Source organism: Streptomyces sp. NBC_01481 (assembly GCF_026339995.1).
In the GTDB taxonomy this organism is placed as follows: Bacteria; Actinomycetota; Actinomycetes; order Streptomycetales; family Streptomycetaceae; genus Streptomyces.
Genome location: NZ_JAPEPT010000001.1, coordinates 1,653,492 through 1,672,527, shown reverse-complemented (window position 1 = coordinate 1,672,527; position 19,036 = coordinate 1,653,492). Strand labels below are relative to the sequence as shown.

17 protein-coding genes and 3 pseudogenes are annotated in these 19,036 nt (G+C 70.6%); 8 read left to right on the top strand and 12 right to left on the bottom strand.

Features of this window, described 5'->3' with window-relative positions; translation table 11 throughout:
• Positions 1–31 precede the first annotated feature (31 nt).
• A pseudogene (locus OOK40_RS07700) lies at positions 32–316 on the top strand (LD-carboxypeptidase); the annotation flags it as partial.
• 76 nt (positions 317–392) lie between these two features.
• On the opposite strand, the gene OOK40_RS07695 reads toward OOK40_RS07700, so the two are convergent.
• The 5 genes from OOK40_RS07695 to OOK40_RS07675 all read right to left on the bottom strand — a co-directional run bounded on the left by OOK40_RS07695 (position 393) and on the right by OOK40_RS07675 (position 7,503).
• Positions 393–1,400 carry a TerC/Alx family metal homeostasis membrane protein gene (locus tag OOK40_RS07695; protein ID WP_266477559.1) on the bottom strand — a complete coding sequence of 336 codons (1,008 nt, stop codon included), beginning with the start codon at positions 1,398–1,400 and terminating at the stop codon, positions 393–395.
• A gap of 221 nt (positions 1,401–1,621) precedes the next feature.
• A complete protein-coding gene (locus OOK40_RS07690) occupies positions 1,622–3,595 on the bottom strand; it encodes a TerD family protein (RefSeq protein WP_266477557.1) in 1,974 nt (657 codons plus the stop codon).
• Positions 3,596–3,718: 123 nt separating this feature from the next.
• Positions 3,719–4,297, bottom strand: coding sequence for a TerD family protein (locus OOK40_RS07685; RefSeq protein WP_096629140.1), 579 nt, complete (start codon positions 4,295–4,297; stop codon positions 3,719–3,721).
• 132 nt (positions 4,298–4,429) lie between these two features.
• The gene (uvrB, locus tag OOK40_RS07680) at positions 4,430–6,550 is read right to left on the bottom strand and encodes an excinuclease ABC subunit UvrB (RefSeq protein WP_266477552.1); all 2,121 of its coding nucleotides are present in this window, start codon (positions 6,548–6,550) and stop codon (positions 4,430–4,432) included.
• A gap of 56 nt (positions 6,551–6,606) precedes the next feature.
• Positions 6,607–7,503, bottom strand: a complete 897-nt coding sequence (locus OOK40_RS07675) for an MHYT domain-containing protein (RefSeq protein WP_266477551.1) — start codon at positions 7,501–7,503, stop codon at positions 6,607–6,609.
• A 229-nt stretch (positions 7,504–7,732) separates the two neighbouring features.
• Between OOK40_RS07675 and OOK40_RS07670 the strand changes: the two genes are divergently transcribed.
• From OOK40_RS07670 to OOK40_RS07655, 4 genes are all read left to right on the top strand, one after another.
• Complete coding sequence (locus tag OOK40_RS07670) at positions 7,733–8,263, top strand: methylated-DNA--[protein]-cysteine S-methyltransferase (RefSeq protein ID WP_266477550.1); 531 nt, start codon at positions 7,733–7,735, stop codon at positions 8,261–8,263.
• Positions 8,264–8,437: 174 nt separating this feature from the next.
• Positions 8,438–9,697, top strand: a complete 1,260-nt coding sequence (locus OOK40_RS07665; RefSeq protein WP_266477549.1) for an MFS transporter — start codon at positions 8,438–8,440, stop codon at positions 9,695–9,697.
• Between the two features lie 122 nt (positions 9,698–9,819).
• Positions 9,820–10,722 carry a pseudouridine-5'-phosphate glycosidase gene (locus tag OOK40_RS07660; RefSeq protein ID WP_266477548.1) on the top strand — a complete coding sequence of 301 codons (903 nt, stop codon included), beginning with the start codon at positions 9,820–9,822 and terminating at the stop codon, positions 10,720–10,722.
• A complete protein-coding gene (locus OOK40_RS07655) occupies positions 10,719–11,651 on the top strand; it encodes a carbohydrate kinase family protein (RefSeq protein WP_266477547.1) in 933 nt (310 codons plus the stop codon). The genes OOK40_RS07660 and OOK40_RS07655 overlap by 4 nt, the downstream gene beginning before the upstream one ends.
• Here the strand turns inward: OOK40_RS07655 and OOK40_RS07650 are convergent.
• The 3 genes from OOK40_RS07650 to OOK40_RS07640 all read right to left on the bottom strand — a co-directional run bounded on the left by OOK40_RS07650 (position 11,624) and on the right by OOK40_RS07640 (position 13,920).
• Positions 11,624–12,262: a uridine kinase gene (locus OOK40_RS07650; RefSeq protein ID WP_266477546.1), complete on the bottom strand. Its 639-nt coding sequence runs from the start codon at positions 12,260–12,262 to the stop codon at positions 11,624–11,626. The two genes, OOK40_RS07655 and OOK40_RS07650, sit on opposite strands and share 28 nt — an antisense overlap.
• Before the next feature lie 3 nt (positions 12,263–12,265).
• Positions 12,266–12,730 (bottom strand): cupin domain-containing protein, encoded by a 465-nt coding sequence (locus OOK40_RS07645; protein WP_266477545.1) that lies wholly within the window; start codon positions 12,728–12,730, stop codon positions 12,266–12,268.
• A gap of 458 nt (positions 12,731–13,188) precedes the next feature.
• A complete protein-coding gene (locus OOK40_RS07640; RefSeq protein ID WP_266477544.1) occupies positions 13,189–13,920 on the bottom strand; it encodes a hypothetical protein in 732 nt (243 codons plus the stop codon).
• 94 nt (positions 13,921–14,014) lie between these two features.
• Here OOK40_RS07640 and OOK40_RS07635 point away from each other — a divergent pair, with 94 nt between their 5' ends.
• Complete coding sequence (locus OOK40_RS07635) at positions 14,015–14,473, top strand: hypothetical protein (RefSeq protein ID WP_266477543.1); 459 nt, start codon at positions 14,015–14,017, stop codon at positions 14,471–14,473.
• On the opposite strand, the pseudogene OOK40_RS07630 reads toward OOK40_RS07635, so the two are convergent.
• Positions 14,442–14,660, bottom strand: a pseudogene (locus tag OOK40_RS07630) (NAD(P)-dependent oxidoreductase); the annotation flags it as partial. The gene OOK40_RS07635 and the pseudogene OOK40_RS07630 overlap by 32 nt on opposite strands.
• 67 nt (positions 14,661–14,727) lie before the next feature.
• Here OOK40_RS07630 and OOK40_RS07625 point away from each other — a divergent pair.
• The gene (locus tag OOK40_RS07625; protein ID WP_266477542.1) at positions 14,728–15,384 is read left to right on the top strand and encodes a DUF2293 domain-containing protein; all 657 of its coding nucleotides are present in this window, start codon (positions 14,728–14,730) and stop codon (positions 15,382–15,384) included.
• Here the strand turns inward: OOK40_RS07625 and OOK40_RS07620 are convergent.
• The 3 genes and pseudogenes from OOK40_RS07620 to OOK40_RS07610 all read right to left on the bottom strand — a co-directional run bounded on the left by OOK40_RS07620 (position 15,381) and on the right by OOK40_RS07610 (position 18,647).
• Positions 15,381–15,833 (bottom strand): chaplin, encoded by a 453-nt coding sequence (locus OOK40_RS07620; protein ID WP_266477541.1) that lies wholly within the window; start codon positions 15,831–15,833, stop codon positions 15,381–15,383. The two genes, OOK40_RS07625 and OOK40_RS07620, sit on opposite strands and share 4 nt — an antisense overlap.
• 139 nt (positions 15,834–15,972) lie before the next feature.
• Positions 15,973–17,334, bottom strand: coding sequence for an amidohydrolase (locus OOK40_RS07615; RefSeq protein WP_266477540.1), 1,362 nt, complete (start codon positions 17,332–17,334; stop codon positions 15,973–15,975).
• A gap of 149 nt (positions 17,335–17,483) precedes the next feature.
• Positions 17,484–18,647, bottom strand: a pseudogene (locus OOK40_RS07610) (cytochrome P450).
• 62 nt (positions 18,648–18,709) lie between these two features.
• Here OOK40_RS07610 and OOK40_RS07605 point away from each other — a divergent pair.
• Complete coding sequence (locus tag OOK40_RS07605; RefSeq protein ID WP_266477539.1) at positions 18,710–18,946, top strand: hypothetical protein; 237 nt, start codon at positions 18,710–18,712, stop codon at positions 18,944–18,946.
• The last annotated feature ends 90 nt before the right edge of the window (positions 18,947–19,036 follow it).

Genomic DNA, 19,036 nt, shown 5'->3' with positions numbered 1-19,036 from the left:
AGCCGCTGGAGTCCGAGCTCGTACGGACCTTATTCTGCGGAACACGGGCGAGCGCGGCCTGCTGCGGCAGTTCCCCGCGCTGCTGATGGGCCGTCCCAAGACCTGGTCGTTCGCGCAGCCGAACGACCCTGCCTCGGCGGCGCGTTACGCCTCCGGGCAGCGCGAGGCGGTACTGCGGGCGCTGGCCGCGTACGCCCCGCGGACGATGGCCGTTTTCGACGTGGACCTCGGGCACACGCACCCGCAGCTCGTCATCCCTTACGGCGGGTCGGTCCGCGTGGACGGTCCTGCCCGCCGGATCACCGTCACGTACTGAGGACCGGCGAACCCGGCGGGTGCGGAACGGCGTTGACCGTCCGCACCGCCGGGCGAGAGCCACCGGGCGAGAGGCGTCAGGCCTCGACGCTGTCCTTCTGCTCCGCCTCGGCCTCCTGGGCCGAGCCCGCCGCGTCCCGTGCCGCCTGCCTCTTGGAGGCGATCAGGCTCGTGATCGTGGTGACGATCAGCACGCCGCAGATGACCGCCAGCGAGAACGGAATCGAGATCTCGGGGACATGCACCCCGCCCTCGTGCAGGGCATGGAGCACCAGCTTGACCCCGATGAAGCCGAGGATCACCGACAGGCCGTAGCTGAGGTGAACCAGCTTCCGGAGCAGTCCGCCGATGAGGAAGTACAGCTGGCGCAGACCCATCAGCGCGAAGGCATTCGCCGTGAAGACGATGTACGGGTCCTGCGTCAGTCCGAAGATCGCGGGTATGGAGTCCAGCGCGAACAGCACATCGGTAGTGCCGATGGCGAGCATGACCACCATCAGCGGGGTCAGCACCCGCTTGCCGTTGTTGCGGATGAAGAGCTTGGTGCCGTGGTACTTGTCGGCCACACCGAAGCGGTTCTCGATGGACTTCAGGAGGCGGTTCTCCTCGAACTCCTCCTCGTCGTCGTCCGAGCGCGCCTCCTGGATGAGCTTCCAGGCCGTATAGATCAGGAACGCGCCGAAGATGTAGAAGACCCACGCGAAGCTGGCGATGATCGCTGCGCCCGCGGCGATGAAGATGGCGCGCAGGACGAGGGCGATCAGGACACCGACGAGCAGTACCCGCTGCTGGAGGTGGGAGGGCACCGAGAACTTCGCCATGATCAGGACGAAGACGAAGAGGTTGTCGACGCTGAGCGATTTCTCGGTGATGAAGCCCGCGAAGAACTCGCCGGACGCCTGGCTCTCGCCGAACACCAGCAGGCCCAGGCCGAAGAGGGCGGCCAGGACGATCCAGACGACGGTCCAGATCCCGGCTTCCTTGATCGACACGTCATGCGGCTTGCGCCCGATGAAGAAGTCGATTGCGATCAGGGCGCTCAGACCAAGAATGGTCAGCACCCACAGGTTCATTGAAACGTCCACTGCGCCTCCGGCGTCGTACGGCTACTGATCAGCGTCGTCGCTGCCGGAGGTCTCCTCCGCCCGGGCGGTCTCTCCCGCCGCGGGCCGGCGCCCCGGGACCGATACCGGTCCGTACTGACGGGAACGCCGCATCCGGGAGTACTCCCCTCCGCCCAAAGGAGAGTACAGGAATACCCAAGGGAAGGTAAAGCGCTCGGTAAAGCGGGCTTAAAGTGCGCAGGTCAGCGACCCCAGTCGCGGCGGGCGGCGGACACCTTGCCCAGCACCTGACGCAACACGTCGCTGCCCGGCGGGACCGTCAGCGGTTCATAGGTCCAGGCGTGCCGGACCCACGGATCGGCCAGGTGGTCGTCCGGGACGGGAGTGATGCGCAGCAGGGAGCGCCAGAGCGGGTCGAGGACCGGGCCGTACGCGCTCGCGTCCTCGCGGTCCGCGACCATCAGCAGATGGACGCCGACGGCCGGGCCCTCGTCGGCGAGATAGCGGAGCTGGGTGACCGCCCGGTCGTCGAAGCCGTGCGGGAAGTCGTTGACGATCAGCAGCTGCTCCGCCGTGTCCAGGTCGGGCGGGAGCGCGTCGGCCGCGCCGCCGCGGACCGCCATGGTCACCAGGTCCACCCGCTGGGTGAGCGTGGCGAGCGTGGCACTCACACCCTGGGCGCCGGCCGCCGGCGGCCCGGCGAGAACCCCCGTGTCGACCAGCGGGGCGAGCGAGGCGGTCGCCGCGCCCGCCGGGTCGATGACATGGACCGTGAAGTCGCCGGGCGGATAGACCGCGAGCAGCCGGGCCGCGTGCGCGACCGCGCTGTCCATGGCGAGCCTGCGCAGTTGCCCCTCGTCCAGCGACATCGCGGCCTCGGAACCGGTGCGTCCGCTGTCCACCCACAGCCCGCGCTCCAGCGGCAGCCGCACCAGGAGCGGAATGCACAACTCCGGGCTCTCGGGCAGCCGGAGATCGCCGAGGCGCAGCGCCATCGGAACCTCCATCGGGACGCGGTACGCGTGCCAGGCGGGGTTGTCCCAGCGGGCGAAGGCGGGCGGCAGCGCCGGCTCGACGACATCGGACTCGGCGCTGAGCTGGGCCAGGTCGCGGTCGAGGGCCTGGCGGGCCTGGTCGGTCAGCTGCTCGCACTTGGCGCGGGCCGCCTCACGGGCCGCGTCCCCGGCGCCGCCGATACGGCTGCGCGGTTCGGACAGCACCTGGTCGAGCTCCTGGTCCATCCGGCTCTCGGCGAAGTCGACGGCGCTGCGATACGCGGCGACGCTGCGGGCCATGTCCTCGAACATGCCCCAGATCTGGTTGTAGAGCCGCTCCTCCATGGACCAGCCGGTGGCATCCCCCGCGACGGGCGCGGCGGGCTGCCCGGGCCGGGCGGGAGCGGCAGCCGGGGGCGGCGGCGGGGGCGCGACCGACTGGCGGCGCGGGTGCGCGTAGTTGATGGGCCCTCCCGGTGTCTGCGGGGCATCGGGCGTGGGCGTCTGCTGGGGGCCCGTGGAGGACGGCTGCCGGCCGGGGGCCGTGAGGCCGTCGGGGAGCGTGGCGTCGGGACCGGGCGCGGGCGTCTGGTCGGGCCGCGGCAGGTCGGGCCTGAGATACGCGCCGTCGGCGGTGCTCGTCCGCAACTGCGCCGGTTCGGCCCGGGGCGCGCGCTGTGCGCCCGCCGCCCCCTGGATGTCCGCGGCCGTCTCAAGGGCCTTGGCCAGCCCCTGGTCGGCCAGCAGCTGGGCGAGCCCGCCGGCGTATCCCTGGCCCACCGCGCGGACCTTCCAGGCGCCCTGGCGCCGGTACAACTCGACGGCGACGAGTGCGGTCTCGATGTCCAGACCGGTGATGGTGAAGCTGGCCAGCTCGGCGTCGTCCCGGCCGGTGACGGCGAGGAAGGGGGCCGCGGTGGCGCCGAAGTGGGCCGGGCCGCCTGCCCCTTCGGGGAGCGCGAGCAGCACATTGACCTGGTGCACCGCCTCGGGCACCGCGGCCAGGTCGACCGTGAACCGGGGTGCCTCGGTGGCACTTCGGGGCACCTCGACCCCGGGCACGGTGGGCGCGCCGGGGTGCGCTATCCATTCGTCGCGTACGGTCCCCTGCGCGTCCGAGCAGGTGGCGCAGGCGACGACTGGGTGGCCGGCCGACACCCGGATCTCCAGGCGGGTGTCGGGCAAGGGGTGGTTCTGCCCCCGGACCAGCTCGGCCGTCATCGCTCTGTCCCCTCAGTGCTGTGCGGTGGTGGTGGTAAGTGTGCAGCTCCCGGCGGCCTGTTGCCTCCGGGAGCTGCGAGTCTTCCGTACGCGCCTTCGGTACGTCTTCCGTACGAGCCGTGCCTACAGGTGCGGCAGGATCGACGGCATCAGGTCCTGGAAGGTACGGCCGTTGGCCGGGTTGCCGAGAGCCGTCATCTGCCAGCCGCTGCCGGCCCGGTGCACCTTCGCCATGATCTGCGCGGTGTACTGGCCGCCGCCGTCGAGCGTGTAGCGGGCGAGCTCCTGGCCGTTGGTCTCGTCGACGATGCGGCAGAAGGCGTTCTGCACCTCCTGGAACGTCTGGCCGGTGAAGGAGTTCACCGTGAAGACGATCTGGTCGATGTGGACCGGCACCCGCTGCAGGTCGACGAGAATCGCCTCGTCGTCGCCGCCCGAGCCCGCGCCGCCGACCAGGTTGTCGCCGGTGTGCTTGACCGAACCGTCGTCGCTGACGAGGTGGCGGAAGAAGACCACGTCCACCGGCTGCTTGTCGGCGAACAGCACCGCCGACGCGTCCAGGTCGATCTCGCGCGTGCGCGAGCCGAACAGACCGCGGCGCGGCGCCGCCTGCCAGCCGAGTCCCATCCGCACCGCGGTGAGGGTGCCCCCGTCGCTCTTCTGCAGGCTGATGGCCTGACCCTTGGTCATGTTGACCGTCACGCGCTGTCCCCTTCTCCCGAATAGCTGCCGCCCATATGTGCGGTTGTTGAGCACCCTACGCAAGGGCGCCATGGGCGCATCACAATTGGCTCGTTTTTGTGTCGCTCTTGAAACACACACCGGGTGCGGAGGTCAGACAAGGCCCGCCTCCTTCATCTGGCGCAGCTCCTTCTTCAGCTCGCCCACCTCGTCGCGCAGCCGGGCGGCGATCTCGAACTGCAGGTCGGCGGCCGCCGCCCGCATCCGGTCGGTCATCTCCTCGATGATCCCGGCCAGTTCGGCAGCGGGGCGGTCGGTGAGCACCTCGCCCTTCCTGCCCGCGCTCTTGCCGAGCGCCGGGACGGGAGCCTTGGCGCCCTTGCCGGGCTTCTCGGCCTTCACCTGCCGATAGCCGGTGCCGAGCAGCTCCTCGGTGTCGATCTCCTCGCGCGCGATGGTCGCGACGATGTCGTTGATCTTCTTACGGAGCGGCTGCGGGTCGATGCCGCGCTCGGTGTTGTACGCGACCTGCTTCTCCCGGCGGCGGTTGGTCTCGTCGATCGCCTGCGCCATCGCCGGGGTGATGGTGTCCGCGTACATATGGACCTGGCCGGAGACATTTCGCGCCGCGCGGCCGATGGTCTGGATCAGCGAGGTGCCTGAGCGCAGGAAACCCTGCTTGTCGGCGTCGAGGATCGCCACCAGGGAGACCTCGGGGAGGTCGAGGCCCTCACGCAGCAGGTTGATGCCGACCAGGACGTCGTACTCACCGGAGCGCAGTTCGCGCAGCAGCTCGACGCGGCGCAGGGTGTCGACGTCGCTGTGCAGATATCTGACCTGGATGCCCAGTTCGAGGAAGTAGTCGGTGAGGTCCTCGGACATCTTCTTGGTGAGGGTGGTCACCAGGACGCGCTCGTCCTTCTCGGTGCGCTCGCGGATCTCGTGGACCAGGTCGTCGATCTGGCCCTCGGTGGGCTTGACGACCACCTCCGGGTCGATCAGGCCAGTGGGGCGGATGATCTGCTCCACGAAACCGTCGCCGCGCGAGAGTTCGTACTTGCCGGGTGTGGCCGAGAGATAGACGGTCTGGCCGATCCGCTGCTGGAACTCCTCCCACTTCAGCGGGCGGTTGTCGAGCGCGGAGGGCAGCCGGAAGCCGTGGTCGACGAGTGTGCGCTTGCGGGAGGCGTCGCCCTCGTACATCGCGCCGATCTGGGGCACGGTCACATGCGACTCGTCGATGACCAGCAGGAAGTCCTCGGGGAAGTAGTCGATGAGGGTGTTGGGCGCGGTGCCGGGCTCGCGGTCGTCGAAGTGCATCGAGTAGTTCTCGACTCCGGAGCAGGAGCCGATCTGGCGCAGCATCTCGATGTCGTACGTGGTGCGCATCCTCAGTCGCTGGGACTCCAGCAGCTTGCCCTGCTTGTCCAGCTCGGCGAGGCGCTCCTCGAGCTCCTTCTCGATGCCGTTGACGGCCTTCTCCATGCGCTCCGGGCCCGCCACATAGTGGCTGGCCGGGAAGACGTACAGCGACTGGTCCTCGCTGATGATCTCGCCGGTGAGCGGGTGGAGGGTGGACAGCGCCTCGATCTCGTCGCCGAACATCTCGATGCGGACGGCGAGCTCCTCGTAGACCGGGAAGATCTCGATGGTGTCGCCGCGGACCCGGAAGGTGCCGCGCGCGAACGCCACGTCGTTGCGCGTGTACTGGATGTCGACGAAGCGGCGCAGCAGCTGGTCGCGGTCGATCTCGTCGCCGACCTTGAGGGACACCATCCGGTCGACGTACTCCTGCGGGGTGCCCAGGCCATAGATGCAGGAGACAGAGGCGACCACGATCACGTCGCGCCGGGTGAGCAGGGAGTTCGTCGCGGAGTGCCGCAGGCGCTCGACCTCCTCGTTGATCGAGGAGTCCTTCTCGATGTAGGTGTCCGACTGCGGGACGTACGCCTCGGGCTGGTAGTAGTCGTAGTACGAGACGAAGTACTCCACCGCGTTGTTCGGCAGGAGCTCGCGGAACTCGTTCGCCAGCTGGGCGGCAAGCGTCTTGTTCGGCGCCATCACCAGAGTGGGGCGCTGAAGCCTCTCGATCATCCAGGCGGTGGTCGCCGACTTTCCGGTGCCGGTCGCGCCGAGCAGGACGACATCCTTCTCACCTGCGCGGATACGCCGCTCAAGGTCGTCGATGGCCGTCGGCTGGTCACCGCTGGGCTGGTAGGAACTGACGACCTCGAAGGGCGCCACCGTGCGTTCGATCTGGGAAACGGGCCGCATGGAACCACCGTACGACCCACCACTGACAGCCGGGAGTGGATCAGACGCTCAGCGGGTCACCGGGACCATCGGTCGCGGGAGCCCTGGCGGGAGCGCTGGGGCTCCCGGCGCGGGGAACGGTCGGCGGCCCACACCGTGGGCTGCCCGTTCGCCGTTCTGGTGCGCTGGGCGGGCACTCCTGGGCGCATGGCGGCCGCGTCGAGGGGCCGCCAGTCCGGCTCGCCCATCACCAGCAGCGGGTCGAACATCACCACCACTCCGGCGAGGAGCAGGAAGACGACCGGGCCGACGAGCATGGGCGCGAGCAGCGTGGCGGGCTCGTCGCCGCCGCCCGCGGAGCCGGCCGCAGTGTGCAGGTGGACACTGACCGCCGCCATCCCCGTGTAATGCATGCCGCTCACGGCGATGCCCATCACGAGGCTGGCGCCGAGGCTCGCCGCGAAGCCATGGACCGACACGGCCGCCCAGAGGGCGGAGGTGGCGGCGACGACGGCGATCACGACGGAGAGGGCGACGGTCAGGGTGTCGTACTCGAGCTGCCCGTCCAGGCGCATACCCGCCATGCCGAGGTAGTGCATGGTGGCCACCCCGAGGCCGGTGATCGTGCCGCCGGTGACCAGCGCCATCGGGGTCGCGCCACGGTAGCCCACGATGAAGATCCCGATGCCCACCATGACGATCGCGACGGCGAGGCTGGCGAATGTCGTCGTTCCGTCGTAGCTGATGGGGGCCTCGGCGACGGTGAAGCCCATCATCGCGACGAAGTGCATGGTCCAGATGCCCGAGCCGATCGCGGTGGCGCCCAGGGCGAGCCAGCCCGGCTTGAAGGAGCGCCGGTTGCGGACGGATCTGGTGGTGCAGCGCAGGCCGAGGGCACCGCCGAGGCATGCCATGAGGTAGGCCGCCACGGGCGTGACGAGGCCATAGCTGAATCCGTCGACAGTCCCCTGCATCCGGTTACGCCCTTCGCTCCTTGTGATCCCCGCGATCCCTGACGGAACGTCCGGTCCGGGGGCGAGAGTAGGGCTCCCGCGATGGTTAGCAAACATTTGAACAGAGATTTGTCGACACGAAAACAGTCACTGGTGCGTTCTGGGTGGATCCGTTCAGGTTCTGACGGTGAAACGCGGGACGCGCTGGACCGAACCGGCGTTGTCAGTGGCCGGTCGTACGGTGGTCGCCATGAAGAGCTTCGAGTGGACCGTCGTGGACACGGACATCGGACCGCTGCTGCTCGCCGCGACCGAGGAGGGTCTGGTGAGCGTGGTCTTCCATGCGGACCCGGCGGTACGGGACAGAGCGCTCGCGCGGCTGGCGGGGCGGCTGGCCGCCGAGCCGGTCGAGGACGCGACGGGCCTGCTGGCCGAGCCGATACGTCAGCTGGAGGCGTATTTCGCGGGCGGGCTGCGGGAGTTCGATCTGCCGCTGGACTGGTCGCTGTCCGGCGGCTTCAACCGGCAGGTGCTTCGGGAGCTGGCCAAGAGCGTGCCGTACGGCGCGGTCGTCGGGTACGGCGACCTGGCGGCCCGGGTGGGCGAGCCGGGCGCGGCGCAGGCGGCGGGCGCGGCGATGGGGTCCAATCCACTGCCGGTCGTGGTGCCGTGCCACCGAGTGGTGGAGACGGGCGGGGGGCTCGGCGGCTTCGGGGGCGGCCTGGAGACCAAGCGGAGGCTGCTGGCTCTGGAGGGCGTACTGCCCGAGCCGCTGTTCTGAGTCGGCGGGCACCGCGCGCCTCGCCCGCCGGCGGCCGAGTCGGACGGCGGGGAACACGGTTTCGCACGTGCGTACGGGCTGGCACACTGCGCCAGTGACCACCAGCCCTGACGCACCCGACATATCCGAAGCACCGGACGTCTTCGCTCAAGCTCCCCAGCCCGGACGTACGCGGTGACGGCGCTCGACAAGGCCGCCTCGCCCGCACCGGTGACGGCGGACGAGCTGCCCGCGCTGCGACGGCGTATCACCGCCGTGCTCATAGCCAGCCAGATACTGGGCGGGCTCGGCGTCGCGACCGGCATCGCGCTGGCCACCGTCCTGGCACAGCAGGTGAGCGGCACCGAGGCGCTGTCCGGTCTCGCGCCGACCGCGACCGTGGCCGGGACCGCGGTGCTGTCCATGCCGCTGGCCGCGCTGATGACGGCCCGCGGGCGGCGGCCCGGGCTCGTACTGGCGTATCTGCTGGGCGCGTTGGGCGCGGGCGTGGTCGTGCTGGCCGCCGTCGTCGACAACTTTCCGCTGCTGCTGCTCGGCATGGCCGCCTTCGGCGCCGGTTCGTCGGCGAATCTTCAGGCGCGCTTCGCCGCCGCCGACCTGGCCGAGCCCGAGCGGCGGGCCCGGGCCATCTCCAATGTCGTCTGGGCGACCACGATCGGCGCGGTGCTCGGCCCCAACATCGCCGCGCCCGCGGGCCGCAGCGTCTCGGGGCTCGGCATACCGGCGGCCGCAGGACCCTTCGTCTGGGCGGCCGGGGTGTTCCTCGTCTCGGCGGCTCTGGTGCTCGTCCTGCTGCGCCCCGATCCGCTGCTGACGGCGCGGGCGCTGTCCCCGGCCGACCGCTCCCCCGAGGGGCGTTCCCTGCGGGCGGGGATGCGGGCGGTCCGCGAGTCGCCGATGGCACGGCTCGCGCTGGTCACCGTCGCCGCCTCGCACACCGCGATGGTGTCGATCATGTCGATGACTCCAGTGGCGCTCAGCCACCACGGCGCGGGCATCGAGCTGATCGGCCTGGTGATCAGCGCCCATATCGCGGGCATGTACGCCTTCTCCCCGGTCATGGGCTGGCTGGCGGACCGTATCGGCAGGCTCGCCGTGATCGGTCTGGCGGCCGGGCTGCTCTCCTTGGCCGCGCTGCTCGCCGGCACGGCGGGGGCGAGCCATGGCCAGACTGCCGCCGGGCTCTTCGTTCTCGGCCTCGGCTGGTCCGCGGGCCTGGTCTCCGGCTCCACGCTGCTCACCGATTCGGTGCCGCAGCCCGCCCGCGCCGCCGTGCAGGGCCTGTCCGACCTGACCATGAACACCTCGGCGGGCATCGGCGGCGCGGCGGCCGGACTGATCGTCGCGCAGGCGAGCTACAGCTGGCTGAACGTGGTCGGCGCCTGCTTGCTGCTGCCGATGGCGGCTCTGGCCGTTCGCAGGGCGCTCAGCTGACCGCGGCGGCAGACGAGGCGCCGGGCACCAGCAGCCGGGCTCACAGCGAACAGGGAAGCTTTCCACAGCGAGCCTCCCGGCCGGGGGTTTGGACGCCGTACTCCTGTGCCAGGGATGGGGACATGCTGCTGACCGAAGTGACCGAGGAAGTACAGGAAGCGCTCGCCGCGCACCGGCCCGTCGTGGCCCTGGAGTCGACGATCATCGCGCACGGGCTGCCGCATCCGCGCAACCTGGCCGTCGCCGAGGAGCTTGAGGGGCTCGTACGCTCCGAGGGCGCCGTCCCCGCGACCGTCGCCGTGCTCGACGGCACAGTCCATATCGGCCTGGACAAAAGACAGTTGGAGCGGGTCGCGGGAGACGAGGACGTACGCAAACTGGGGCACCGGGATCTTGCGCCGGCGCTGGCCGCAGGGGTCAGCGGGGCGACGACCGTCTCGGCCACGGCGTTCCTCGCGGCGCGGGCCGGGATCCGGGTCTTCGCGACCGGCGGCCTGGGCGGCGTGCACCGCGAGTGGACCGAGACGCAGGACGAGTCGGCGGATCTGCGGCTGCTCGCACAGACCCGGATCGCGGTGGTGTGCGCGGGCGTGAAGTCGGTGCTTGACGTTCCGGCGACGCTGCAGCGGCTGGAGACGCTGGGCGTCGGGATTCTCGGATACGGCACGCGGGAGTTCCCCGGCTTCTATCTGACCTCCTCCGGCCAGCCGGTCGACTGGACCGTCGGGACACCGCAGGAGGTGGCCGAGGTGATCCGGGCCTCGGACGCGCTCGGCGGGCCGGACGCCGCGCTGATCGTCGCGAATCCGGTCCCGGAGACGGAGCAGCTGGATCCGGCGCTGCACGACCGTGTACTGGCCGAGGCGCTCGCCGAGTGCCGGGAGCGGGGCATCGGGGGTCAGGCCGTGACGCCCTTCCTGCTCGACTATCTGATGCGGCGCACGGAGGGGGCGTCGCTGGAGGCGAATGTGGCGGCAGTGCGCGGGAATGTGCGGCTGGCGGCGCGGATCGCGGCGGCGCTGTGACGGTCCCAGGGGCTGCGGGCGCGGATGCCCTGCTCGTCATCGGCGATGTGGTCACCGACGTGGTGGCCCGGCATCGGGCGCCGCTCGCCAGGGGGACGGACACGGCGGCCGCGATCCGTATCCTGCCGGGCGGTGCGGGGGCCAACGTGGCCTGCTGGGCGGCGCGTTGGGGCTGCCGGGACGTACGGCTGCTGGCGCGGGTCGGTCAGGAGGAGGCGGGCTGGCACGACGCGCGGCTGCGGGCCGCCGGCGTAGGGCCGCTCCTCGTCCCGGACGCCGAGGCCCCGACGGCCACGGTCATCGCCCTCGTCGACGAGAGCGCGGAGCGGACCTTCCTCACCGACAGCGGCGCGGTGCTGCGCCTGTCCCCCGCCGACTGGTCGCCGTCGCTGCTCGGCGGGGTCGGACATCTGCATCTGTCCGGCTATCTGCTCTTCGCCGACACCAGCCGCCAACTGGCCCTGCTCGCCCTGGAGTCGGCGCGAGCGCTCGGCATTACGGTGAGCGTGGACCCGGCATCGGCGGGCTTCATCTCCGTGCTGGGCGTGGACCGGATGCTGGCGGCTCTCTCCGGCGCGGACATCCTCCTTCCCAACGCCGACGAGGCCCGCCTGCTGACCGGCCTGCCGGACCCGGCAGACGCCGCGGCGAAGCTGAGTCGCCATGTCCCGCTCACGGTCGTGACACTGGGTGCCGGCGGTGCCCTGGTCGCGGAGTCGGGCACCGTCACGGCCCATGTCCCCTCCGTCCCTGCCGAAGCGGTGGACTCGACGGGCGCGGGCGACGCCTTCACGGGCGCGTTCCTCGCCGCCCGGCTCGCGGGCGCGGACGCGGCGACGGCAGCGGCCGAGGGCTGCCGGGCGGGCGCGGATGCGGTGACACTGACCGGCGGCCGGCCGGATCAGCGCAGGCCGCCCCATGCGGGATGACGCGGATCATCGGCCCGTACGAGCACATCCGCGACGTCCCCGGGTCCCACCTCGTCCTCGTACCGCTCGAAGGCGGGCAGTGTCCAGCGCTCGCTCTCCTGCATACGCCGCCGCAGCGCCGCGGGCGACAGCCGCAGATGCACGCTCAGATCGAACGGGAACCAGTGTCCGAGCAGGAAAGGACCGTGCAGCAACAGCACACCGCCGGGCGGGAGTTCGATGTGGGCGCTGCGGGTGGCCCGGTCGCTCACGGGGTCCCACAGATCGGGCAGCACCCGCCCGCTGCCGCCCACCTCCAGCGGCCCGAAGACCTCCCGCCACAGCGCCCCGGTGTCGTACCAGCCGCTGTAGTACGTCTCGGGGTCCTCGCGCCCGTACTCGAACCGCAGCGAGGCGGGGCGCAGAAACCCTGCGGTCCCGACGACGAGGACGCCCCGCCCGCGCACGCGCAGCGCCTCCCCGATCAGTCCTGCAAGCTCCCCGGTCTGCGCGGCGGGCGCCCCGTCGATGCCGATCCGCAGCCGGGAGCTGCCGTCCTCGGCCTTGGACTCCATGGCCTTGTCGGCGATGGCCCCGGCCAGCCGCTCCCAGGTGATCGCCTCGAATCTCATGGCCTACTTACCGGCGCACGGCGGCGCGTCCGCGTCGTTCGACAACGGGCTGCCCTGGGGCAGCAGATAGGTCACATACAGCACCAGCGGCTCGCTGCCCAGGTTGCTCCCGATGTGCCGGTGCCGCGGCCCGGACGGCTCGACGAAGGCCTTACCCGCGGTGGTGACCTCCACGGAGCAGTCGTCCAGAGTCCGCGTCAGCGTCCCGGACTTGACGACGGCGAGAACCTGCCCGGCGTGCGAGTGCCAGCCGGTGGAACCGCCCGGGGCGATCGTGATCGTCCGTACGACCACATCCGTCTTCCCCCTGGCCTTGAGCTTGAGGGTCCCCTCCGAGACGCCCTGCGCGAGGATCGTGCCCGAAACGCCGCTGCCGGGCGTGGCGTTCGCCGCGGACGGCACGGTCGCGAGCGCCGCGAGGCACCCGGCCAGGACCATCGCCGTGCGCGTTCTGTCCTTGAAGCCCATGGAATCCTCCAGTCAGCCACGTCGCCAAAAACGGCCCCAACGTACCGGAAAACGGGAGCGGGCCCGGGGGCGTAGCCGGCCCCCGAGCCCTGTGATGCCGCCCATGTCGCACGCCGGCACGCTTGAGAACCCAGGTCAGTCATCATGTCGCCGCGTCCTGCCTTTGGACCACCGCACATCGAGCTGCGCGGGCCGGACTTGAACCGGCATTTCGACGCACCGGGGCCTGGGCCCGGTCGATCCGGCGATCGGCGGCGAATGCTGAGTCTGGAGCAATAGTCTGAGATTGATCGCGGTCTGCCTCTGCCGAGTTGGGCTACCGCGGCCCGTCGTTACGGAAAATGCCGCGGGGAGGACTCGAACCTCCACTGGAACCGCGCAGTCACGACAAGCTTCAGTTTCAGCTTGCGCTCCTCGCGCACCCCGCCCGCACACAGGCGGACGGGGAGTCATTGAGGCTACCCGAACAGGTAGCCGAACACGGCGTCACCCACCCGCTGGTCGGTGACCTCCGCGCCGTTGGCCTCCTCGCGGGCGAACTTCACGGCCTGCTGAAGCTTCTCCACCCGCTCCAGCAACTCGTTCACCCGCCGGGCCGGCAGCGCTCCGGAGAACTTCACCGTCGTCCAGTAACCGACCGGTATGTCCTCGTAGTACACCTCGACCTGCGCCGGGTGCTTCTCCGTCGCCTCGGCCTTCACATGGTTGCGCGGCACCTTCTTCGTACGGAGCGTGCGCACCGCCTCCGTCTTCCAGGCGTCCGTCGACGGGTCCTGCGTCCACGACTCCGAGGCGTCGAGCACCGGCAGCTTACGCACAAAGGTGTTGATGTCGGTGAGCTGCTTCTCCAGGAACAGGAGATACGCGACCGGCACATCGCTCACCAGGACGCGTCCGTCCACGGTCACATCGGCACGCGCCGCGCAGTTGGCCCAGTCCTTCGTGGCGGTCACGTCGAACAGCCGGGTCAGCGTCTTCGCGGTCTCGCGCAGCACGTCCTCGGCCTTGACCTGGACTCGCGTGGACTCGGGCGGGAGCTGCTCGCCCTCCTCGTCCTTGGCCTGGTACGTACGCGAGATTCCGGCCAGCAGCGCGGGCTTCTGGAGCCCGTGATGGGCGGCCGTCAGGTCCTGGTGCGCCTTGGACTTGACGCCTTTCTCGACTGCGATGATCTGATTGAGTTTCGCCACGTCGATCAAGGTATCAAGACGGCTCACGCACACTCGAACGATTATTCATCCCTCACCTCCGTCACCGGCTCAGATCCCTCGGGGAGTTCGCACCATGGAGACAGCCGTCATCGCGGTCATCGGCACGCTGCTCGGCTCGGTGGCCACGCATTTCTTCCAGCGCCATACGGCCGAGCGCACGGCCGCCCTCAGCCGCGCCGAACAGCTGCGCCAGGAGCGGATCTCCGCCTACAGCGCCTTCGCCGGCGCGCTCGTCGACTACCGGCGCGGCCAGAACGACCGCTGGCACCGGGCCCAAGAGTCACCGGGCAGCGCGGTGGCCGAGGGGGCGCGCATCGACTCCTACCGGCTGCGCTCCACCGCCCATCAGGCGCTGATCCGCGTCCAGTTGGTCTGCGACGACACCCAGGCGCTCGAACTGGCCGCGTCCGCCTTCGAGGTGACGAACTGCATGCACGAGGCACCGGACGAGGCGGACCGCTCGCAGCGTTCGGAGCAGGCCCGCGAGACGCTGTCCGAGTTCATCGGGGCGGCGGCGCCGGGCGTGCGCTGAGCAACCGGACGGGCCGGCCTGCGAGATGGGCCGCGATGTCCTCGAGGGCCCCCTGGAAGTACGCCTCGTAGTTGCGCCGGGTGACGTAGCCGAGGTGCGGCAGCCCGAGGAAGTTCGGCGCGGTGCGCAGCGGATCGTCGGCGGGCAGCGGCTCGTGGTCGAAGACATCCGAGCCCGCTCCGGTGATCCGAGAGCGCGACATCCTGGTAGTCGTCGAGTACGGCACAGCGCAGCGTCATGGGAGCGGAGGGTACATGGACCTGGTGGTGATCCAGCCGCTGAAAGGGCGGCACTGCCGGGAGTGCCGTCAGGGGCCGCTGCCCATGCATCTGCTGGAGTTCAACGCGCCCGTCTGCCTGGACTGCGCCGACCTCGCTCATCTCGTATTCCTGCCGCGGGGCAGCGCGGCACTCACCCGGCGTGCCCGCGAGGCGAGTTCGCTGTGCGCGGTCGTGGTCCGCTTCAGCCGCCGCCGCAAGCGGTACGAACGACAGGGGCTGCTCGTCGAGGAGACGGCGCTGGTCCGCGCCGAGTCGGCGTGCCTGGCCGACGCGGACGCCCGGGCGAGACGCCGGGAGCGGGACGCGGTGCGCCGGGCTGCCGAGGACGTGCGGTTCACGGCCTCGTTCGCGGCGGAGATCCTGCGGCTGTTCCCGGGCTGTCCGCCCGCCCGGGCTCAGGATGTCGCGGCGCACGCTTCGGCACGCGGCAGCGGGAGGGTGGGCCGCACCGCGGCGGGCCGTTCCCTGGAGGAGGGGGCGGTCACGGCCGCGGTGCGGGCTTCCGTACGGCATCTCGACTCGGAGTACGACGCCCTGCTGATGTCCGGGATCGCCCGCCACGAAGCGCGGGCCCGGGTGGCGGCGGTGATAGAGGGGGTACTGGCGTCCTGGTCCCGGCCTGCGCTTTAGCGGGTGTCGGCGGACCGGGCGCGGCGGTAGAGGACGATTCCGCCGAGCAGCAGGGCGGCACCCGCGGGCGCGGCGAGGGCGGTCCCCGGTCCGGCGCCGGTGTCTGCGAGGCCCACCGGGGGTCCAGGGGTCTCGGGAGCAGGTGTGGAGGTGTGGGGCGCGGCGGGCTTCGGCGGGGTGGCGGGCCGGGGGCGGACGGGCGGCTTGCCGGGGGTGTTGGCGCAGGAGTTCCCAGCGGCCGGGTTGGGCGCTCCCACGGCATCGACGGTGTTCCCGCAGACGTTGACCGGGACATTCACCGGAAGCTGCACCGTGTTGCCGGTCAGCAGCCCGGGCGAACGAGCTGCACCGCCGTCCCCGTTGGAGTCGGCGTGAGCGTGCCCGGCCATGGCGAGCGCGCCACCCGTGAGCATCACGGTGGCCAGAGCCTTTCGGTGAACCTGCCTCATGGGTTCCCTGCCTTCAGGAGAAGTTCGCGGGCACTCGCCCGCACCCGAACCAACGTCCATGAGGCCATTCGAGTTATGGCAAATCGTTCTTTCACTCAATCGAGTGGACGGATTGTCGAACTATCCCTCGCGGCGCGGACTACCCGTTGTAGTCCTGGACACGACGGCCCTTGCGGCGTTCGGTCAACGCGGGCAGCCGCTCGGTGAGTTCGGCTGCGATGGCGGGCACGTCGACCGTCAGCAGCCGCCGGTCCCGCATCAGCACCCGCCCGTCGACGACTGTGGTGCGTACGTCCCCGGAGCGCACGCTGTGCACCAGAGTCGCCGCGATGTCGTGCAGCGGCTGCGTGTGCGGCCCGCTGAGATCCACCAGGATCAGATCCGCCCGCCGCCCGGGCGCGAGAGCGCCGATCTGCTCGCCGAGCCCGATGGCCCGCGCGCTCTGCGTCGTGGCGTGATCGAGCGCCTGCCGGGCGGTCAGCCAGGCCGGATCACCCTCGACGGATTTCTGCACCAGCGCCGTGAGCGTCATGCTCTCCCACACATCGAGGGTGTTGTTCGACGCGGCCCCGTCCGTGGCGAGCCCGACGGGAATCCCGGCGGACGCGAGCGCCCGGATCGGCGTCGTGTCCCAGGCGAACTTGAGGTACCCCTTCGGCGCACTGGCGACGGCGATCCGCCCGCCGCCCCGCCCCAGCACGGCCAGGTCCTTCTCGATGATCCCGGTTCCGTGCGCGATGAGGATGTCCACATCCAGCAGCCCGGCCCGTTCCAGCACCTCGACGGGTGTACGCCCGCACCGCGCAAGGCTGTTGTCCGTCTGTGCCTTGTTCTCCGCGGCGTGGATGTGCACCAACAGCCCGTGCTCGCGCGCGAGCGCGGCGGTGATCGCGAGATCGTCGTCGTCCACGGTGTACGGCGCATGGGGAGCCAGTGACGTGGTGATCCGGCCGTCGGCCGTACCCCGCATCCGCAGCGCGAAGTCGAGCGACCGCTCCCGCCCCTCGGCGCCCTGGCTGGAGAAGTACGCCAGGCCGAGACTTGCCCGCAGCCCGCTGTCCCGCACCGCGGCGGCGACCTTGTCCATCGCGAAGTAGTGATCGGCGAAGGCCGTCACCCCGCCCCTGATCATCTCGGCGCAGGCGAGCCGCGCTCCCAGCTCGACGACCCGGTCGGTGAGGTTGGACTCGATGGGCCAGATCCAGTCGTTGAACCACTCCTCCACCGGCATGTCCTCGGCGATTCCGCGCAGCGCCACCATGGGTGAGTGGGTGTGGCAGTTGATCAGCCCGGGCATGGCGAGTTGTCCCCTGCCGTCGATGCGCTCGACGGCAGGGACTTCGGCGGCGGCGCGCGCGGAGGTGACGGCCTCGATGACCGGGCCGCGTACGACGACGGCCGCGTCCTCGACGAAGTCGATCTCGCCCTGCTCGCCGTGTACGAGGGCGATGCACCCCTCGATGACAAGATCGGCGGGCCGGACTGCTTCCGCAGCAACCATCTGGTCCTCCCTCTGACGTCCTGGGGTTCTCAGTGTGTCGGCCAACTCCGGGACGCCGGGCCTCGTCCGGCCGCTCATGTGGGTGGTATCCGGCCGAAGTTGGCGTGCCGACTTGTGAGCCTGCCGGCTTGTGAGCCTGCCGCTGCTGATCAGTAGCGCACCGGCAGGGCAAGCAGCCCTCGGGCACGCATCGAGGGCCGCCACCGCAGTTCGCCGTACGGGACGTCGAGCTCCAGCCGCGGAAACCGCTCCAGCAGCGCGGACAGCGCGATCTCCGTCTCCAGCCGGGCCAGGGGCGCACCCAGGCAGTAGTGGATGCCGTGGCCGAGGGCGAGGTGACCGGTCGCGTCGCGGCCGATGTCGAGGCGGTCGGGCTCGGTGAAGCGGTGCGGGTCGCGGTGGGCGGCCGCGAGCGAGAGCAGGACGGTCTCGCCCGCCGGGATCACGACGCCGCCGATGGTGATGTCCTCGGTGGGGAAGCGGCGTATGGCCAGCGGGACGGGGCCGTCGTAACGGGCGAACTCCTCGACGGCGCCGCCCAGTCGGGCGGGGTCGGAGCGCAGCGCGTCCAACTGGTCGGAATGGCTGAGCAGGGCCAGGGTGGCGTTTCCGATGAGGTGGACGGTGTTCTCGTATCCGGCGAAGAGGATCAGGAAGGCCAGAGACATCAACTCGTCCTCGCTCAGCCGGTCTTCCTGATCGCGTACCGCGATCAGAGCGGAGAGCAGGTCGTCGGCCGGGCTGGTCCGCTTGCGGGCGATGAGCTGGGTGAAGAACGCCAGCATGGCGCCGATCGCTTCCTTCGCCCGTGACGGCTCGGCAGGGTCCGGGGCAACCAGGACATCGGTCCACCCGGAAATCGCGCCGGTCCTGCGAGGCCACGCCGAGCAGGTCGCAGATGACGGTGATCGGCAGCGGCGCCGCGTACGAGGCGATGAGGTCGGCGTGGCCCTGCGGGGCGATGGCGTCCAACAGCTGGTCGACCGTCTTCCGGATCGGCTCGCGCAACTGCGCGATACGGCGCGGGGTGAACGCACGGGACACCAGCCGCCGAATACGGGTGTGGTCCGGCGGGTCCATGTTGAGCAGATTCGCGTCCAGCGCCGGCGGCAGCGCGAGCCCCCAGTAGCCGCCGGGGGCCGCGTTGCGCTTGTCCAGGGAGAGCCGGGGATCGGCAAGCGCCTGTCGTACGTCGTCGTAGCGGGTGATCAGCCAGGCGGGCAGCCCGTCCGTCCCGGGCCCGCCTCACGGAGCCGCGCGTACGCGGCGTACGGATCGGCCGACAGCTCGCTCGTTGGATCTTGGAGTGCCATGGCTCCACCCTAGACAGCGGCGAGCAACACCGGTCCGGTCAGGCGAAGTTCTCGCTGAGGTAGTGGGTGAGGGCGTCGCTCGTACGGGACAGCTCCGCGGCCTGACTGTCGTTCCGATCCTCTACGCCGCAACCTCCCCCGACGCGGTGCCGGACAGCTTCTACGGCCCGACCGGCCCCAAGCTCCACGCGCGCGTGCAGCCCGCGGCGTTCACCGGCCCGGGCCTCGACCGCGACACAGCCTGGGCCCTCTGGGAGAAATCACAACAACTCGCGGGTGTCCACTACCTCGACGGCTGAGCGGGCAGGGCCGCGGTCCCCGGGACGGTTCGCGGGCGGGCGGCTCAAAGCGACGGCGCCCGCCGTATTCCGGCCCCGCAGTGGGCAGTT

Bases quoted from the DNA above. Each gene is read 5' to 3' on its own strand.
- OOK40_RS07635 (WP_266477543.1), top strand. From the start codon at position 14,015: ATGGAGACAGCCGTCATCGCGGTCATCGGCACGCTGCTCGGCTCGGTG.
- OOK40_RS07625 (WP_266477542.1), top strand. From the start codon at position 14,728: ATGGACCTGGTGGTGATCCAGCCGCTGAAAGGGCGGCACTGCCGGGAG.
- OOK40_RS07620 (WP_266477541.1), bottom strand. From the start codon at position 15,833: ATGAGGCAGGTTCACCGAAAGGCTCTGGCCACCGTGATGCTCACGGGT.
- OOK40_RS07645 (WP_266477545.1), bottom strand. From the start codon at position 12,730: ATGGGCTTCAAGGACAGAACGCGCACGGCGATGGTCCTGGCCGGGTGC.
- OOK40_RS07660 (WP_266477548.1), top strand. From the start codon at position 9,820: ATGCTGCTGACCGAAGTGACCGAGGAAGTACAGGAAGCGCTCGCCGCG.
- OOK40_RS07690 (WP_266477557.1), bottom strand. From the start codon at position 3,595: ATGACGGCCGAGCTGGTCCGGGGGCAGAACCACCCCTTGCCCGACACC.
- OOK40_RS07650 (WP_266477546.1), bottom strand. From the start codon at position 12,262: ATGAGATTCGAGGCGATCACCTGGGAGCGGCTGGCCGGGGCCATCGCC.
- OOK40_RS07675 (WP_266477551.1), bottom strand. From the start codon at position 7,503: ATGCAGGGGACTGTCGACGGATTCAGCTATGGCCTCGTCACGCCCGTG.
- OOK40_RS07615 (WP_266477540.1), bottom strand. From the start codon at position 17,334: ATGGTTGCTGCGGAAGCAGTCCGGCCCGCCGATCTTGTCATCGAGGGG.
- uvrB (WP_266477552.1), bottom strand. From the start codon at position 6,550: ATGCGGCCCGTTTCCCAGATCGAACGCACGGTGGCGCCCTTCGAGGTC.
- OOK40_RS07670 (WP_266477550.1), top strand. From the start codon at position 7,733: ATGAAGAGCTTCGAGTGGACCGTCGTGGACACGGACATCGGACCGCTG.